Source organism: Pseudomonas sp. R37(2017), assembly GCF_002113375.1.
Taxonomy (GTDB): Bacteria; Pseudomonadota; Gammaproteobacteria; order Pseudomonadales; family Pseudomonadaceae; genus Aquipseudomonas.
In genome coordinates, this window is record NZ_NEHO01000005.1 from 37,614 (window position 1) to 55,291 (window position 17,678).

Below are 17,678 nucleotides of genomic sequence, written 5' to 3' on the forward strand. Positions count from 1 at the left end.
ATCGATGGCCCCTGAACCAATTCCATCAGGTACGACGGTAAGGACGGCGAACGTTTCCAAAAGGCAGACAAGTCCCGAGAGAGAAAATAAATACGAATAATTATCAATGAATTACACATGATCAAATACTCCCTCGCGCCTCTCAACTGATTCTAGGTCAGCCCGGAGCGCTGCCCGCCTGACCACCCGTCAGTCCTCGATAAAAACCCTGTGCGGTCAGGCCTGAGCGATGCTCTCGACGGGGAGGGCTATTCCTCGAAAATCAAGGCATTAGGCCTGCAAAAGATGGCCAGTTGCCAAGGTCTGATCCTGATCAAAATCGTCAATTAGTCGACGAATGGCGCGCACTTAGGAGCGCTGATTTTGGTTTGGTCAAATAATCGGCGCTGTCTGCCTGCCTGGACCCCTTGAAAGTCAGGCCTTTGCGAAATCAGTGAATTGCGCTGGGTGCAGTGGTCGGCGCCTTTTTGTGCGTGACGTCTCGTTTTCAGTGACGTCTTCACATATTCGGAGCGAGTGGCGGGGAAGGTTCTCAAGGGAACACCACTGTTGGCCGATAACCCGGACAGTCAGGGGCCACTTGGCCTTTCGCGGTTGGCTTGGGGGGGCTCATCTCTATGAGAAGGTGTTTGATAGCCTAGTGCCACCCGTTATCATCTGCACGCCAAATCAAGGGCTGCGAAGCTGAGTCCGTCCGTGTATTTGCCTTTGGGTTCTTCTTCTTAAATTGCCTGGAAATCTTCGATGCTGTCGTATCACCAAAAGCGTTTTTTGATCGTCGATGATTTCTCGGACTTCCGCAGTTCGGTCAGGTCGATGCTGCGCGAGCTGGGCGTCAAGGAAGTGGACACTGCCGATACCGGCGAACAGGCGCTGAAAATGTGTTCGCAGAAGCAGTACGACTTCATCCTTCAGGACTTTCACCTGGGTGATGGCAAGAAGAACGGCCAGCAGGTGCTCGAAGACCTGATGGAAGAAAAGTTGATCAGCCATGAAGCCGTGTTCGTCATGGTCACTGCTGAAACCAGCCAGGCCATGGTGCTCAGTGCGTTGGAGCACGAGCCTGATGCCTATCTGACCAAGCCGTTCAACCGTTCCAGCCTGGCTCAGCGCCTGGAGCGCCTGGAACAGCGCAAGACCCTGCTCAAGCCGATCCTGCAGGCCCTCGACCGCGGCAAGCCGATGGAGGTGCTCAATGCCTGCATCGCCCTGTGCAAGCAAGACATCCGTTTTTCGCCCTTGTGCCTGCGCTATCGTGCCGATGCCTTGCGTGACCTGAACCAGAACGAAGCACTGGAGCGGCTGTACGACAGCATCATCGCCGACCGACCATTGCCTTGGGCATTTGCCGGCTTGGGCAAGTTGCTGTTCAAGCGCGGCCAGGTCGCGCAGGCCAAAGGCATTTACGAGAAAGCCCTGAAAGTCTTCCCGATGATGCCGTCGCTGTATGACGGCATGGCTGACGTGTTGGTCGCAGAAGGGGACACCAAGGGGGCGCAGCGCGTTCTGGAAGAGGCGATTCGCCTGTCGCCGCTGGCGGTGCGCCGGCAAGCATTGCTCGGCAAGCTGGCGATGACCAACGAGGACTTTGACACCGCCTCCAAAGCCTATCGCCAGGCTGTAGCCCAAGGCGCACAGTCACGTTTCAAGGATCCTGAAAACAACCTCGGCCTGGCTCACGCCTTGATCAGCAAGGGCAGCGACAGGGGGCTGGATACCCGCACCCGACTGGAAATCAATACCACGCTGAGCGCAGTGGCCAAGGACAACCCTGGCGACCCGGGCCTGCAAATCCGTGCGCGCTTGATGAAAGCCACCAGCATGCTGATCAACGATGCAGAAACTGCCGACAAGCTCACCGAGCAGGCGCTGTTACGCCTCGATGGCATGGAGCAATTCATGAGCGCCGAAGCGGCGTTGCTGGTGGCCAAGCAACTGAAAATGCTCGGGCAGGCCGAAGCCGGCACTGCGATGCTGAAAAACTGTGTGGAAATCTACGGCGACGATCCGGCGGTCATGAAGGACATCGCCAAGCAGACCGATGACCCGAGCATCCTCAATGCCGGCAACGCCGCGGCGGAACTCAACCGTCAGGGTGTGCGCGTGTACAAGACCGGCAATCTGGTGGAGGCCCGGCAGGTGTTCCGCAAAGCCCTGGCGATGCAACCGAAGAACATCAGTATCGCCCTGAACCTGGCGCAGTCGTTGTTGCACGGCACCGATACCAGTGCTCCTTCAACCGAGCTGGAGGAATGCCGGACCTGCCTGAAAACGGTCGGCCTGATGCCCGACTCCGACGCGCGTTATCCGCGTTATCAGAAGCTTAAAAGCAAGGCGTTTGGTCAATGAATGCCAATGAGCAGGCACTGGATTTCTCCACGGTGATCGCCTCTACCGTGCACGACATGAAGAACTCGCTGGCCATGCTGATGCAGGCCCACAGCCAGTGGCTGGCACGACTGCCGGAGTCGGCGCGGCAGACGCCGGAACAGGGCGTGATCGACTTCGAGTTCGCCCACCTCAACGGCATGCTGGTGCAGTTGCTGGGGCTGTACAAGCTCGGCGTCAACCAGTTGCCGTTGCAGCCGGCCTACCATGAACTGGACGACTTCATCGAAGCGCAGCTGGCTTGCCATCAGGAAGTGTTCGCCAGTCGCGGCATCATGGCCACCTATGACGTGGACCCGCTGAGCCCGCTGGGCTTCTTCGACCGTGAGTTGATCGCGTCGGTATTGGCCAACTGCATCAACAACGCCATCCGCTTTGCACGGCATGCCGTTCTGATCAGCGTCAGCGACGAAGCCGGGCAACTGGTGTTGACCATCAATGACGATGGCCCGGGGTATCCGGCGCAGATGATCGAGCGTCAGGCCGATTACGTCCAGGGCATCAATCAAACCACAGGCAGCACCGGGTTGGGCCTGTACTTTGCCGGGCGCATCGCCGCGTTGCATCAACGCAACGGCGTCGGCGGGCGTACCGAAATCAGCAATGGTGGCCCGTTGGGTGGTGGAGTGTTTCGAATTTACCTGCCTTGAGCGGCAGCTTATTTATCGACGCTGCTTGATATTCCGAACACGCGGCGCCTATTTTGTACGGTCGCCGTTCGCGGCTCGCACAATAACAAGGATAGCGTCATGACGACCGTTGGCCTGAGTTCACTCGCGCAGCGATTGACGGGCATTGATGAAGTTGAATGTGTCACGCCGGATTTGAATGGCGTTCCACGGGGCAAAGTGATGACCTCCGAGGGATTTCTCGACGGTCGACGTTTGCAGCTGGCGCGGGGTGTGCTGCTGCAATGCATCATGGGCGGATACCCGCCGGCACGTTTTTACGGCAGCGATGATGGCGACCTCGCGCTGATTCCCGACCCTGCGCAAATCCACCGTCTGCCCTGGAGCAATCCGCCGCGTGCCTTCGCCATTTGTGACGCGGATGAATTGGGCACCACCACCCACTCCAAACTGTCGACCCGTGGTCAGCTCAAGTCGGTGATTGCCCGTTATGCAGCCCTCGGCCTGGCACCCGTGGTGGCGACCGAGCTCGAGTTTTTTGTCTTCGCCCCCAACACCGACCCGACCCAGGCGTTCCAGCCGCCACTGGGGCTGGACGGTCGTCGCGAAGACGGTCAGTCGGCGTTCAGCGTCAGCTCCAACAATGGGTTGCGCCCCTTCTTCAATGAGGTCTATGAGTGCATGGCGGCCCTGGGGTTGCCCCGCGATACGTTCATGCATGAAATGGGCGTGAGCCAGTTCGAGATCAATCTGCTGCATGGTGATCCGCTGTTGCTGGCCGACCAGACGCTCCTGTTCAAGCACTTGCTCAAGGAAGTTGCCCTCAAGCACGGCCTGAGCGTGGTGTGCATGGCCAAGCCGCTGGCGCATACGCCGGGCAGTTCGATGCACATCCACCAGAGTGTCATCGAAATTGATTCGGGGCGTAACGTATTCAGCGATGAGGCGGGGCAAGAGACGGCCACCTTCCGTCACTTCATTGCCGGTCAGCAAAAGTGCATGGCCGATTTCACTGCGTTGTTCGCACCGAACGTGAACTCCTATCAGCGCTTGTGCCACCCATACGCCTCACCGAACAATGCCTGCTGGTCCCACGACAACCGGGCGGCCGGCCTGCGTATTCCGGCCAGTTTGCCGGTGGCTCGGCGGGTCGAGAACCGCTTGCCGGGGGCCGATGCCAACCCCTACCTGGCGATTGCCGCGAGCTTGGCGGCGGGCTTGCATGGCATCGAGAACGCGTTGGAGCCGAGCGCGCCGATCCAGGGTGAGTTCGAAGTGCCGGACAATCTTTCGTTGCCCTGTACCTTGCATGCGGCACTTGAGCGTCTGAAACGTAGTCAGTTGGCCAAGGAACTGTTCGGTGCGGAATTCATCGAAGGCTACATCGCTTCGAAGACCCTGGAGCTGACCAGCTTCCAAGATGAAATTACTCCCTGGGAACGGCGTGTTTTAGCCGCCCAGGCCTGACGATCCGTCGACATCCGGCTATCGTTTAGCGATAGCCGATACTCACTGCAAGGAGCCGCTCGTTGCGCCAAATCTGGAAATCCTTTCGAGCGCTGTATTTCGCCTCGCTGATGATGTTGATCGGCTCGGGCCTGTTGAGTACCTACCTGGGCCTGCGCCTGGCAGCCGACCATGTCGACAGCCTGTGGGTCGGTGCGTTGATGGCCGCCAACTATTTCGGCCTGGTGCTGGGAGGCAAGATCGGTCACCGGCTGATTGCCCGGGTCGGGCATATCCGGGCCTATTCGGCCTGTGCCGGGATCGTCGGGGCGGCGGTGCTGGGGCATGGCCTGATCGATTTTCTGCCGGCCTGGCTGTTCCTGCGGGTGATCGTCGGTCTCGGCATGATGTGCCAGTACATGGTGATCGAGAGCTGGCTGAACGAACAGGCCGATGCCAGGCAGCGCGGGTTGGTGTTCAGCGGCTACATGATCGCTTCTTACCTGGGCCTGGTGATGGGGCAGCTGATTCTGGTCATGCACCCGGCGCTGGGGCTGGAACTGCTGTTGCTGGTCGCCCTGTGTTTTGCCCTGTGCCTGGTGCCGGTGGCGTTGACCCGACGGATCCACCCGGCCCCCTTGCATCCGGCACCCATGGAACCACGGTTCTTTATCAAGCGCGTGCCACAGTCGTTGAGTACGGTGCTCGGGGCAGGCCTGATCGTCGGTTCGTTCTATGGTCTGGCGCCGCTGTATGCCTCACAGCAAGGGCTATCCACGGAGCTGGTCGGTCTGTTCATGGGTAGCTGCATTTTTGCCGGGTTGCTGGTGCAGTGGCCGTTGGGTTGGTTGTCCGACCGCTACGATCGGGCTGTATTGATTCGCAGTTTCGCCTTCAGCCTGGCCCTGGCTGCGCTGCCGCTGGCGATCATGCCGCAGGTGCCGTTGGAGGTGCTGTTTATCGCCGGCTTTATCTGTTCGCTGATGCAGTTCTGCCTGTATCCGTTGGCGGTGGCGTTCTCCAACGACCATGTCGAAGGCGATCGCCGGGTTTCCCTGACGGCCATGTTGCTGGTGACCTACGGTGTTGGCGCGAGTATTGGGCCGCTGGTGGCGGGTGTGCTGATGAAGCTGTTCGGCAGCCAGATGCTTTACGCCTTCTTCAGTTTCTTTGCGTTGGTGCTGGTGTGGCGGATTCGCCCGAAAGCCGTGACCAATCTGCATCAGGTGGAAGATGCGCCTCTGCATCACGTGGCCATGCCGGACAACATGACGAGTTCCCCGCTGGTGGCCTGCCTCGACCCGCGTGTCGATGAGCAGGTGGTGCAGGATCAGATGCAAAATCCGGTGAGTACCGGGCCGGAGCCTGTATCAGAACCTGAGGCTGATGTAGCCGAAGCTGAGTCCGATGAGCCACCGCTAGACCCTGATACAGGGCGAGACCCTGGCTTCAGCGAGGCCAAGCCTTAAATCGAGGGCATAAAAAAACGGGCAGTCACCGCAAGGGACTGCCCGTTTTTTGTTGAAGCGCTCTATCAGAGATCGTCTTTGTCGAAGCGACGTGCTTCGCGTTGCAACTGGTAGACGAAGCGCTCGACCTGGCGCTGCACCAGCCCGCTCATGTTGTGGAAGCGAAGGCCGGCGAAGGTGGTGGAGATCTTTTCTTCGAAGTGCAGATAACGCAACTCGACCGGAGCGGTCATCTTGCCAAAGGGCAGGTCGGCGTTGAAGCGGTCGTACACCTGGCCGAGTTGCAGGCTGCCGGTGATGTCGCCGTCGAAACGCAATTTGCACCCGGTAGCGGAAATATCCAGCAGCTTGCCGCTGATGGGTGCCTTGAGTTTTTCGCCGTCGAGCTTGACGTCGACCAGTTGTGCCAACTTCAATGCCGCGCGGAACGCATTGCGGCGCTGGTGGTACGACACTTCATCGGGCAGGGGGCCGCGATAGCAGCGGCTGCCACCGGATTCGTCGATGGTCAATTGGCCGTTGCTTTCCCAGGCGATCCGCACGCCTTCGTGGAAGCCTTCGACCCTGAATGGTTCGCCCGCCATCAGATAGCGTTCGCCATCGCGGGGGATCATTTCGTCCAGGGCGATCATATTGCTGTCACGGTCCAGGTCCACCAGATAACTCTGGAAACGCTGGCTGCGCTCGTGGAACGTGATGACCAGCGGGTCATGGCTTTCGAGCAGCTGGCGCAGGTTGCTGGAGATTTCCAAGGGCGTGGAGAGCACCTTGGGTGGCTGCGGAGCATCATCCACGGATAAGGCATTGGACACGGTTAATCAATCTCCAGACAAAATTTGACTACGACTGGCCAGCATTTTGCCAGCATCTTTCGCGTCTTGGATAGAGCGGGCTCATCGAGCGGCCTAAGCCTGACTGAGCGGTCGCGGCTTAGCAAGCTTGGAGAATGTTCCGCTGGCATCGTAAAGCGCCGGGGTTTCACCGCCGGTGAGGATTTTCAGCTGCGTGGCCGTAGCGGCCTGCTGAGTGAGGATCGACTGACCGTTGTTGGCGTTGATGGCCTGGCACTGGGCCAGAAGATCGGTCAGCACGTCACTTTGAGCCAGCAGTTGGTCGCCAATGCTCGACTGGCTGGCCAATTGTTCAAGACCGCCACGGTTGGTCGGCAGATCGAGGCTGGCGAGAATTTCACTGCGCTTGCGGCCATGCTGTTCGAGCAAAACGACCAGTGCCTGTTTCTGCGCCAGGATGTCCTCGAGCAATGGCATGTTGCGGCCATGCAATGCGAGGGATTCGGTCTGCAGTAAATCCAGCAAGTGTTGCGCTGGAGCGAAGTCGTCGGTGATCAGTTGCAGTAAATGAGTGTCGTGCATGGCTGGCCTTGGGGTTTAAGCGTCCAAAAGCCTGGCGCAGGCGATAGCCTAGCGCTGGGCTTCGAAGTTGAGCAGTTTGCTGGCTACACGGTTGCTGTCGACTTTATAGCTGCCATCGGCAATCGCTGCTTTCAACTCGGCCACGCGGGCTTTATCGATGGCGGGCTGATCGCGCAGCTTGTCATTGACCTTCTGCAACTGTTGAGCCTCATCACTGAGATGTACCGATTCCCCGCTTTTGACGGTGCCGGCCTGTTCGGCCGCGGACTCCAGCGGCGCGGATGTGCCGGTTTCGGCGCTGTCCTTGCTGGCGCTGGTACGTGTACTGCCCGTAAGGGGCGAGGAGCTGTTCAAACGGCTGAAGTCGATGACCATGATAAAAAACCTCTGGGAATTTGGACGCTTGCCATGGTTTCGGCCATTCCCTGGAAAACTTTAGGCTCATTTATCAATGAACCTTGCGCGCGCCAGCGCTTGCCCTGCATGGAGCACAGTCTAGGGAACCGCCGCGGCCAGCGCCACATTCCGATGAACAGAGAGCCTTACATGGACACTTCCACCTGCCCTGGCGCCATGACCTGCGCCTTGATGACCCGTTGGGAGTTGAGATTCTTCACCCGGATCTGTTCGCTCAGGCTGCCGTTCGACAGGGCTTCGCCCGGCATTCGCACGCTGAGCGTACCGCTGCGGGCGGTAATCACCACCTGATCACCCTTGCGGATGACCTCGGCCTGTTCGATATGCACCAGGGTCATCACCTGGTCGGCAACCATTGGTCGGGTCAGTCGCTGCCCGATCGCCTGGTCGAGGGAAGTCAGGTAGCCCTGGCTGATCAGACTGATATCGCGCTCGCGCAGCACGACATCCTCCGGCTCGACAATGGCGGCGCGACGCAGTGGCCGGGCGCTGCTCACGACATCGCGAAACAGGCGGACTTGAGCGGGTACGAACACGGTCCAGGGGGAGGCCCCCTCGCAACGGACCTTCACGGTGACGCGTCCGATCGGCTTGGGGCTCTCAAGCGTTGCTGTCAATTCCCTGTCGCACATGGGCATGTGCATGCGCGGATCCAGTTGGTTGACCTGGATCTCGTAGCGACCTTCCGTTTGACTGGTCGCCAGATAGTCTTCTACGGTGAATTCAAGAAAGCCCTGAGTGACGCCGATAAGCATGTCAGGCAAGGTAACCGCGTCAGCAAGGGCAGGGCTGCCAGTGTTGAACAGGCAAACAGCCGCCAGCACACCGAGGAATTTACGGTACGGTGTGGTCAGGCGTCGGAAAAATGTCGGTTCTGTGTTCATAACGATTAAAAAAGCAAGCGCCGTGCCGTTTAGTGATGAAGGTGCGTCGCAACAACACTTGGCGTTAGGAGTCTGGGCATGGCTGGTGTAATGGATTCGGTAAACCAGCGCACGCAACTGGTAGGGCAGAATCGCCTTGAGCTGTTGTTGTTCCGTCTCGACGGCCAGCAGCTTTACGGGATCAACGTCTTCAAGGTTCGGGAGGTGCTGCAATGCCCCCAACTGACGCTGATGCCCAAGTCCAGTCCAGTCGTGTGCGGCGTGGCGAACATCCGGGGGGCGACCATTCCGATCCTTGATCTGGCGATGGCGACCGGCTCCGGTGCTTTGAAGGACAAGAACAATCCCTTCGTGATCATCACGGAGTACAACACCAAGACCCAGGGTTTCCTGGTCCGCTCGGTGGAGCGCATCGTCAACATGAACTGGGAGGAGATCCATCCGCCACCCAAGGGGACCGGACGCGATCACTACCTGACGGCGGTGACGCGGGTCGACAATCAGTTGGTCGAAATCATCGACGTCGAGAAGGTGCTGGCGGAAGTGGCGCCGACGCCGGAGGCGATTTCCGTCGGCGTGGTGGATGTCGAAACCCAGCACAAGGCGCTTTCGTTGCGTGTGCTGACGGTCGATGACTCGTCGGTGGCGCGCAAGCAGGTCACGCGCTGCCTGCAAACGGTGGGCGTCGAAGTGGTGGCGTTGAACGACGGTCGGCAAGCGCTGGACTACCTGCGCAAACTGGTCGACGAGGGCAAGAAGCCGGAAGAAGAGTTCCTGATGATGATCTCCGACATCGAGATGCCGGAGATGGACGGGTACACCCTGACGGCGGAAATCCGCAACGACCCGCGCATGCAAAAGCTTCATATCATCCTGCATACTTCGTTGTCGGGGGTATTCAATCAGGCGATGGTCAAGAAGGTCGGTGCCGATGACTTCCTGGCCAAATTCCGTCCTGATGACCTGGCATCCCGGGTAGTCGACCGGATCAAGGCTGCAGATATCAGCTAGGGGCCTGCGCCCTGGCAGTCAACACGATTTATAGAGGCGGCATCATTGTCTACGGGTAATTTGGATTTCGAACAGTTCCGGGTATTCCTGGAAAAAGCCTGTGGCATTTTGCTCGGTGAAAACAAGCAGTACCTGGTCTCCAGCCGTCTCAACAAACTGATGGAACAGCAAGGTATCAAGTCTTTGGGCGAGCTGGTTCAGCGCATGCAGACCCAGCCGCGCAGCGGTTTGCGCGAGCAGGTGGTGGACGCCATGACCACCAACGAAACCCTGTGGTTTCGTGATACCTACCCGTTTGAAGTCTTGAAGAACAAGGTACTGCCCGAAGCGATCAAGGCCAGTCCCGGCCAGCGCCTGCGCATCTGGTCGGCGGCGTGCTCGTCGGGCCAGGAACCCTATTCTCTGTCGATGTCCATCGACGAGTTCGAGCGGGTCAACATGGGCCAGTTGAGGATGGGCGTGCAGATCGTTGCCACCGACCTGTCCGGCACCATGCTGAACAACTGCAAGACCGGCGAGTACGACAGCCTGGCCATCGGTCGCGGCCTGTCGCCCGAGCGCCTGCAGCGTTATTTCGATCCGAAAGGGCCGGGGCGCTGGGCGATCAAGGCGCCGATCAAGAGCCGGGTGGAATTCCGCTCCTTCAACCTGCTGGACAGCTACGCGAGCCTCGGCAAGTTCGACATCGTGTTCTGCCGCAACGTGTTGATCTACTTCTCCGCCGAGGTGAAGAAGGACATCCTGTTGCGCATCCACAGCACGTTGAAACCGGGCGGTTACCTGTTCCTTGGTGCTTCCGAGGCACTGAACGGTTTGCCTGATCATTACCAGATGGTCCAGTGCAGCCCGGGAATCATTTACCAGGCGAAGTGATTTTTCCGGCGTCATCAAGAACGGGAGCCCTCGGGGGCTCCCGTTTTTTTCTGCCTGATGATTTCTTGCCGGCACTGTATTCACTGTGGGAGCGGGCTTGCCCGCGAAAGCGGTGGATCAGAAAAGTAGTTGCCGACTGACACGACGCCTTCGCGGGCAAGCCCGCTCCCACAGGGGTTGGTGGTGTCCCGGAAAGCCTGGCAAGCGGCAGAAAAGCGGCAGGCGGCGGAAAACCGTTGCCGCTTTTCTGGCATTGCCCCGTTGCCATGGCCGGCAAAGCCCCGGTTTCCGGGGTTTTCTGAATTGGCATGGGGCTTGCTAACTTGATCCTACGAAAATCAGGTCACCCGAAGGTTTCCCGACATGAGCATCAGCTTCGATAAAGCGCTCGGTATCCACGAACAAGCCCTGGGCTTCCGCGCCCAGCGTGCCGAAGTCCTGGCCAACAACATCGCCAACGCCGATACCCCGAACTACAAGGCTCGGGATCTGGACTTCTCGAAAGTGCTCGCCGAGCAGAACGAGAAAACCAGGAGCGGCACCTTCGCCTTGAACATGACCAACAGCCGTCATATCGAGGCTGAAGGCCTGGGCAATGGCGACGAGTCGTTGCTGTATCGCACGCCGATGCAACCGTCGATCGACCAGAACACCGTGGACGCTCAGTTGGAACAGTCGAACTACGCGGAAAACGCAATCGGCTTCCAGGCCAGCTTCACCCTGCTCAACAGCAAATTCAAAGGGCTGGTATCAGCCCTGCGCGGAGAGTAAGCCATGTCTCTATCCAGTGTTTTCAACATTGCCGGTAGCGGCATGAGTGCGCAGACCACGCGTTTGAACACCGTCGCTTCGAACATCGCCAACGCCGAGACGGTCTCGTCGAGCATCGATCAGACCTACCGCGCGCGCCATCCGGTATTCGCCACCATGTTCCAGGGCGGTCAGAGCGGCGGCAGCGATTCGCTGTTCCAGAGTCAGGACGCTGCCGGTCAGGGCGTGCAGGTGCTGGGCGTGGTCGAAGACCAGAGCAACCTCGAGGCGCGCTACGAGCCGAACCATCCGGCGGCCGATGCCAAAGGCTACGTCTACTACCCGAACGTCAACGTGGTCGAAGAAATGGCCGACATGATTTCCGCGAGCCGTTCGTTCCAGACCAACGCCGAAATGATGAACACCGCCAAAACCATGATGCAAAAGGTTCTGACCCTCGGTCAGTGATAAGGGGCGACTCAGATGAGTGTTACCGATTCCACCAGTGGCTTGAGCCTCAACGACATCCTGGCCAACTCGTCGATCAAGACCAATACCACCACTGACGGCCTCGCGTCGGCAGCCGGCAGCGCCTCGGGCAACCAGGCCCTGGGCAAGGATGCGTTCCTGCAGTTGCTGGTGACCCAGTTGAAAAACCAGAACCCGCTGGAGCCTCAGGACAACGGTGCATTCGTGGCACAGCTGGCGCAGTTCAGCAGCCTGGAAGGCATTACCACGCTCAACGACACCGTGAGCGGCCTGGCCAGCAACTACAACTCGTCCCAGGCCTTGCAAGCGTCGTCGCTGGTGGGGCGTTCGGTCATCGCGCCAGGTGACAAGGCCGTGGTCGATACCACCAAGAGCCTCAGCGGGACGGTGGTGGTTCCGTCTTCGGTGGCGTCCGCCACCCTGAAGATCACCGATTCGAGCGGCAAGACCGTGCGCACCATCGACCTCGGTTCGCAGAAGGCCGGCAACGCCAGCTTCATCTGGGACGGCAAGAACGATGCGGGTGAGACGGTGCCTGCCGGCACCTACACCTTCGGCGCCACGACCACCATCGATGGCAAGTCCGTCGCGTTGATCACCAATCTGCCCGCGACCGTCAACAGCGTGACCATCAGCCAGACCGGTGGTGAGTTGATGCTCAATCTGGCCGGGCTGGGCAGCGTTGCCCTGTCCAAAGTACAAACCATTGGTATGTAAAGCCGACTAACCCGGCATAAAGGAGTGGATGATGTCTTTCAATATCGGCCTTAGCGGTCTCTTTGCAGCCAACAAACAACTGGACGTTACCGGCAACAACATCGCCAACGTCGCGACCACCGGTTTCAAGTCGTCCCGTGCAGAATTCGAAGACGTGTACTCGGCGACCCGCCTGGGTACCGGCAGCAAGACCGTCGGCAACGGCGTGCGCCTGGCCAACGTTTCCCAGCAGTTCGGCCAGGGTGACGTGAACAACACCGGCAACGTGCTCGACATGGGTATCCAGGGCAACGGTTTCTTTGTCCTGAGCAACAACGGTTCGCTGACCTACACCCGTGCCGGTACGTTCAAGACCGACAAGGACGGCTACGTCACCAATAGCGACGGTACTTCCCGTCTGCAAGGTTACGGTGTGGACTCCAGCGGCAAGATCGTCAACGGCGTGTTGACCGACCTGCGGATCGACACCTCCAACCTGGCGCCGAAGTCCACCAGCAGCGTGTCCTCGACGATCAACCTGAACTCCACGTCGCCGGTGATCGACCAGACGGTTGCGGCCAACAAGTTCGATCCGTCCAAGACCGCGACCTTTACCAAGTCGTTCAGTACCCCGGTTTTCGATACCCAGGGTAACCAGCACACCATGGATCAATACATGGTCAAGACGGGAGCGAACACCTGGGATACCTACACGCTGATCGATGGTCGCAACCCCGATGGCAGTGATCCTACCGTTACCGATCCAATTGCATCGACCATGTCGTTCGACTCCACCGGCAAACTGACTTCGGTCAGTACACCCGTGACGCCGCCAACCACGCCTCCGACTTCGGTGGTCAGCAGTGACCTGAAAATCACCAACTGGACCCCGGGCAGTGTCACCAATGGCGTCTGGACCGCCAACGGCGCTTCCGCCGATCCGGCTGGATTGACCATCGCCATGGCCAATACCACCCAGTTCAACGCCGACAGTGCGCGTTCGATTCCATCGCAGAACGGTTATGCCACTGGCCAGATCACCAACCTGACCATCGACGGCAGCGGTGTGCTGTTGGCCAACTTCAGCAACAACCAGACCAAGCCGATCGGCCAGATTTCCCTGGCCAGCTTCACCAACGAGCAAGGCCTGCAGCCGGTAGGCGGCACGAGCTGGAAAGAGACCTACACGTCGGGCATCCCGGGTTACGACGCGCCAGAGACTGGCACCCTGGGTTCGATCGTTTCCAACTCTCTGGAAGAGTCCAACGTCAACCTGACCAACGAACTGGTCGATTTGATCAAGGGGCAGAGCAACTACCAGGCGAACGCCAAGACTATCTCCACCGAGAGCACCATCATGCAGACCATCATTCAGATGACTTGATGCTGGACAGCGCTGTGCAAGGAGCCCCTCGAAAGAGGGGCTTTTTTGTGTTCGCCGAAAACCTGTAGGTGCGAGCATGCTCGTGATGGTCGTCAACGATGACGCTGGCTGTCTGACACCCCGCGGTGCCTGTGCCGCCATCGCGAGCATGCTCGCTCCTGCAGGCAGGCAAAAGAAAACCCCCGACCCGCCAGAGGCTGATCGGGGGTTTCGAGTAAGCGCCTTGCGACGCTTACCGGCTCAGCTTATTGGCAAGCTTCGCAATCCGGCTCGTCGATGGCGCAAGCCTTCGGCACTGGAGCAGGGCCGGCGGGCGCTGCCAGGACCGAATCTTCACCGTGGTTGCCGCCGCTGGAAACAGCGTTCAGCTTGCCGGTGTTGATGGTCGACTTCTCGGTGCTGGTCGCGGCCAGGGCGCGGAGGTAGTAAGTGGTTTTCAGGCCACGGTACCAGGCCATGCGGTAGGTCACGTCGAGCTTCTTGCCCGATGCGCCGGCGATGTACAGGTTCAGCGACTGTGCCTGGTCGATCCACTTCTGACGACGGCTGGCCGCGTCAACGATCCACTTGGTGTCCACTTCGAACGCAGTGGCGTAGAGGGCCTTGAGTTCTTGTGGGATGCGCTCGATCTGCTGCACCGAACCGTCGTAGTACTTCAGGTCGTTGATCATGACCGAGTCCCACAGACCGCGAGCCTTCAGGTCGCGAACCAGGTACGGGTTGATCACGGTGAATTCGCCCGACAGGTTCGATTTCACATACAGGTTCTGGTAGGTCGGTTCGATCGACTGCGAGACGCCGGTGATGTTGGCGATGGTCGCGGTCGGTGCGATGGCCATGATGTTCGAGTTACGGATGCCTTTCTGTACCCGGGCGCGAACCGGTGCCCAGTCCAGGGATTCGTTCAGGTCGACATCGATGTACTTCTGGCCACGGGCTTCGATCAGGATCTGTTGCGAATCCAGCGGCAGGATGCCCTTGGACCACAGCGAACCCTGGAAGGTGTCGTAGGCGCCACGCTCATCGGCCAGGTCGCAGGACGCCTGGATTGCGTAGTAGCTGACCGCTTCCATCGACTTGTCGGCGAACTCGACGGCGGCGTCGGAACCGTAAGGGATGTGCTGCAGGTACAGCGCGTCCTGGAAGCCCATGATGCCCAGGCCGACCGGACGGTGCTTGAAGTTGGAGTTCTTCGCTTGCGGCACCGAGTAGTAGTTGATGTCGATCACGTTATCGAGCATGCGCACGGCGGTGTTCACGGTGCGTTGCAGCTTGGCGCTGTCCAGCTTGCCGTCGACGATGTGGTTCGGCAGGTTGATCGAGCCCAGGTTGCAAACGGCGATCTCGTCCTTGTTGGTGTTCAAGGTGATCTCGGTGCACAGGTTCGAGCTGTGGACCACGCCGACGTGCTGCTGCGGGCTGCGCAGGTTGCACGGGTCTTTGAAAGTCAGCCATGGGTGGCCGGTTTCGAACAGCATGGACAGCATTTTGCGCCACAGGTCTTTGGCCTGGATGGTCTTGAACAGCTTGACCTTGCCCGGGTACTCGGTCAGGGCTTCGTAGTACTCGTAGCGCTCTTCGAAGGCCTTGCCGGTCAGGTCGTGCAGGTCCGGTACTTCGGATGGCGAGAACAGGGTCCACTTGCCGTCATCGAAGACGCGCTTCATGAACAGGTCAGGGATCCAGTTGGCGGTGTTCATGTCGTGGGTACGACGGCGGTCGTCACCGGTGTTCTTGCGCAGTTCGATGAACTCTTCGATGTCCATGTGCCAGGTTTCCAGGTAGGCACAGACAGCGCCTTTGCGCTTGCCGCCCTGGTTAACGGCAACGGCGGTGTCGTTCACTACTTTCAGGAACGGCACGACGCCCTGGGACTTGCCGTTGGTGCCCTTGATGTACGAACCCAGCGCACGAACCGGCGTCCAGTCGTTGCCCAGGCCGCCAGCGAATTTCGACAGCATGGCGTTGTCGTGGATCGCGTGGTAGATGCCCGACAGGTCATCCGGCACGGTGGTCAGGTAGCAGCTCGACAGTTGTGGACGCAGGGTACCGGCGTTGAACAGGGTCGGGGTCGAAGCCATGTAGTCGAAGGACGACAGCAGGTTGTAGAACTCGATCGCGCGGGCTTCGCGGTCTTTTTCTTCGATCGCCAGGCCCATGGCCACGCGCATGAAGAAGATCTGCGGCAGTTCGAAACGCACGCCATCCTTGTGGATGAAGTAACGGTCGTACAGGGTCTGCAGGCCCAGGTAGGTGAACTGCTGGTCGCGCTCGTGGTTGATCGCCTTGCCCAGTTTTTCCAGGTCGAAGCTGGCCAGCTCAGGGTTCAGCAGCTCGTACTCCACACCCTTGGCGATGTAGGCAGGCAGGGCCTTGGCGTACAGGTCGGCCATTTCGTGGTGAGTGGCGCTCTCGGCAACGCCGAGGAAACCCAGGCCTTCGGCACGCAGGGTGTCCATCAGCAGGCGCGCGGTCACGAACGAGTAGTTCGGCTCGCGTTCAACCAGGGTACGGGCAGTCATCACCAGGGCGGTGTTGACGTCATTCAGGGCCACGCCGTCGTACAGGTTCTTCAGGGTCTCGCGCTGGATCAGGTCGCCGTCGACTTCTTCCAGGCCTTCGCACGCTTCGGTGACGATGGTGTTCAGGCGGCCCATGTCCAGCGGCGCCAGGCTGCCGTCGGCACGGGTGATGCGGATCGACGGGTGAGCGTTGACCGCTTCCTCGGCCGGGGTGTGCGCGGCGCGCTCCTTGGCACGGGAATCACGGTAGATCACGTAGTCGCGCGCCACTTTCTGCTCGCCGGCACGCATCAGGGCCAGTTCGACCTGGTCCTGGATTTCTTCGATGTGGATGGTGCCGCCCGATGGCATGCGACGCTTGAAGGTCGCGGTGACCTGTTCGGTCAGGCGGGCAACGGTGTCGTGGATTCGCGACGAGGCGGCAGCGGTGCCGCCCTCAACTGCGAGAAACGCTTTGGTGATGGCGACGGTGATTTTGTCATCGGTGTAGGGAACGACAGTGCCGTTACGCTTGATCACGCGCAGTTGGCCAGGCGCGGTGGCGGACAGATCCGAATTCGAATCAGCGGCCTGCGGCAAGGTGCCCTGCGGGTTCTCGCGAGTTGTGTCGGTTTGCATGGGGGAGTGTCTCCACATTCTCTATGTTTGTTTGGGCACCATCACGGCGCCCACCGTTCCGTCCAGAAGCACTACAACCGGCGAACGCCGGGCATAACAACTTCGGGACAGTAGGAAGGGGGCTTTATCGGGCGCCGCTTCCATGCCGAAGTCTTTGGTTTCACGCCTTGGGCCTGAAACCGGGGTCCTTTGCAGGTGACAGTTTGGACTGCAACACCCGTACCGTTTTCACCACTCGGGGCCGAAACACGGTAGCCATCCGCATGGGCGGTTTGGTCTTTCGAAAATACGTTTGATTCAACCGGACAGAGGCAATAAAAGCGCTTGAAATTGGTGTCTGGTTTGTGTTTGGTTTTTCGCGCAAAACCCTATATCTAGGGTTTTTTTAGCGCAGAGCTACAAGATAATGCGTTTTAGGTAGGGGTGCAACGTACTGCCTGTGGATAAACCTGTGCGTAAATTGTGTGTGAAAGAGGGAACCGGCGTGTAGGCCGCGACGCTGCTGGACCGGACCTTTTTTCAGCGATTTTCTACGATTGAAAACGCTCGATCGGATTTTCAAGGGCGCGAACCCTATCACAAAAAACCGTGTCGTCCGAACGCATTTACCCGCTTGTGTTCTCGACGGGCGGCGTTTATACAATCGGCCCAGCGTGTATACATGTTTATCCTCCCGAATCATTACAAAAAGACGGGTGGATCCTTCTTTATTAGTGTTCTTGGCAAGCA

Annotated in this window: 15 protein-coding genes; 10 read left to right on the forward strand and 5 right to left on the reverse strand. The window is 59.2% G+C overall.

The genetic code is table 11. The features are described 5' to 3' along the window. Positions 1-744: 744 nt before the first annotated feature. From CAG47_RS10270 to CAG47_RS10285, 4 genes are all read left to right on the forward strand, one after another. Positions 745-2,349 (forward strand): tetratricopeptide repeat-containing response regulator, encoded by a 1,605-nt coding sequence (locus CAG47_RS10270; RefSeq protein ID WP_085724759.1) that lies wholly within the window; start codon positions 745-747, stop codon positions 2,347-2,349. Continuing rightward, positions 2,346-3,038, forward strand: coding sequence for a sensor histidine kinase KdpD (locus tag CAG47_RS10275; protein WP_085724760.1), 693 nt, complete (start codon positions 2,346-2,348; stop codon positions 3,036-3,038). Before CAG47_RS10270 ends, CAG47_RS10275 begins: the two co-directional genes overlap by 4 nt. Positions 3,039-3,239: 201 nt before the next feature. After that, positions 3,240-4,484 carry a glutamine synthetase family protein gene (locus tag CAG47_RS10280; protein ID WP_177408968.1) on the forward strand — a complete coding sequence of 415 codons (1,245 nt, stop codon included), beginning with the start codon at positions 3,240-3,242 and terminating at the stop codon, positions 4,482-4,484. Between the two features lie 62 nt (positions 4,485-4,546). Further along, a complete protein-coding gene (locus CAG47_RS10285; protein ID WP_085724762.1) occupies positions 4,547-5,932 on the forward strand; it encodes an MFS transporter in 1,386 nt (461 codons plus the stop codon). Between the two features lie 65 nt (positions 5,933-5,997). Here CAG47_RS10285 and CAG47_RS10290 read toward each other — a convergent pair whose 3' ends face one another. The 4 genes from CAG47_RS10290 to flgA form a co-directional block, all read right to left on the reverse strand. Continuing rightward, entirely contained in the window at positions 5,998-6,744 is a 747-nt protein-coding gene (locus CAG47_RS10290) for a flagellar brake protein (RefSeq protein ID WP_085724763.1), read from the reverse strand. Positions 6,745-6,837: 93 nt separating this feature from the next. Continuing rightward, on the reverse strand, positions 6,838-7,305 hold the full coding sequence (locus CAG47_RS10295; protein WP_085724764.1) for a flagella synthesis protein FlgN: 468 nt from the start codon (positions 7,303-7,305) through the stop codon (positions 6,838-6,840). A gap of 48 nt (positions 7,306-7,353) precedes the next feature. Then, positions 7,354-7,680, reverse strand: coding sequence for a flagellar biosynthesis anti-sigma factor FlgM (flgM, locus tag CAG47_RS10300; protein WP_085724765.1), 327 nt, complete (start codon positions 7,678-7,680; stop codon positions 7,354-7,356). A gap of 167 nt (positions 7,681-7,847) precedes the next feature. Then, positions 7,848-8,606: a flagellar basal body P-ring formation chaperone FlgA gene (gene flgA / locus CAG47_RS10305; protein ID WP_085724766.1), complete on the reverse strand. Its 759-nt coding sequence runs from the start codon at positions 8,604-8,606 to the stop codon at positions 7,848-7,850. A gap of 78 nt (positions 8,607-8,684) precedes the next feature. On the opposite strand from flgA, the gene CAG47_RS10310 reads away from it, so the two are divergent. From CAG47_RS10310 to flgE, 6 genes are all read left to right on the forward strand, one after another. Further along, positions 8,685-9,617 carry a chemotaxis protein CheV gene (locus tag CAG47_RS10310; RefSeq protein ID WP_015096472.1) on the forward strand — a complete coding sequence of 311 codons (933 nt, stop codon included), beginning with the start codon at positions 8,685-8,687 and terminating at the stop codon, positions 9,615-9,617. Positions 9,618-9,662: 45 nt separating this feature from the next. After that, positions 9,663-10,490 carry a protein-glutamate O-methyltransferase CheR gene (gene cheR, locus CAG47_RS10315; protein ID WP_007980127.1) on the forward strand — a complete coding sequence of 276 codons (828 nt, stop codon included), beginning with the start codon at positions 9,663-9,665 and terminating at the stop codon, positions 10,488-10,490. Between the two features lie 363 nt (positions 10,491-10,853). Then, on the forward strand, positions 10,854-11,261 hold the full coding sequence (gene flgB / locus CAG47_RS10320; RefSeq protein ID WP_085724767.1) for a flagellar basal body rod protein FlgB: 408 nt from the start codon (positions 10,854-10,856) through the stop codon (positions 11,259-11,261). 3 nt (positions 11,262-11,264) lie between these two features. Beyond that, entirely contained in the window at positions 11,265-11,708 is a 444-nt protein-coding gene (flgC, locus tag CAG47_RS10325) for a flagellar basal body rod protein FlgC (RefSeq protein ID WP_007980123.1), read from the forward strand. Between the two features lie 15 nt (positions 11,709-11,723). Further along, positions 11,724-12,446 (forward strand): flagellar hook assembly protein FlgD, encoded by a 723-nt coding sequence (gene flgD / locus CAG47_RS10330; protein ID WP_085724768.1) that lies wholly within the window; start codon positions 11,724-11,726, stop codon positions 12,444-12,446. Positions 12,447-12,477: 31 nt separating this feature from the next. Further along, on the forward strand, positions 12,478-13,809 hold the full coding sequence (gene flgE / locus CAG47_RS10335; protein ID WP_085724769.1) for a flagellar hook protein FlgE: 1,332 nt from the start codon (positions 12,478-12,480) through the stop codon (positions 13,807-13,809). Between the two features lie 245 nt (positions 13,810-14,054). On the opposite strand, the gene CAG47_RS10340 is transcribed toward flgE, so the two are convergent. Further along, positions 14,055-16,949, reverse strand: a complete 2,895-nt coding sequence (locus CAG47_RS10340) for a ribonucleoside-diphosphate reductase subunit alpha (RefSeq protein WP_085724770.1) — start codon at positions 16,947-16,949, stop codon at positions 14,055-14,057. Between the last annotated feature and the right edge of the window lie 729 nt (positions 16,950-17,678).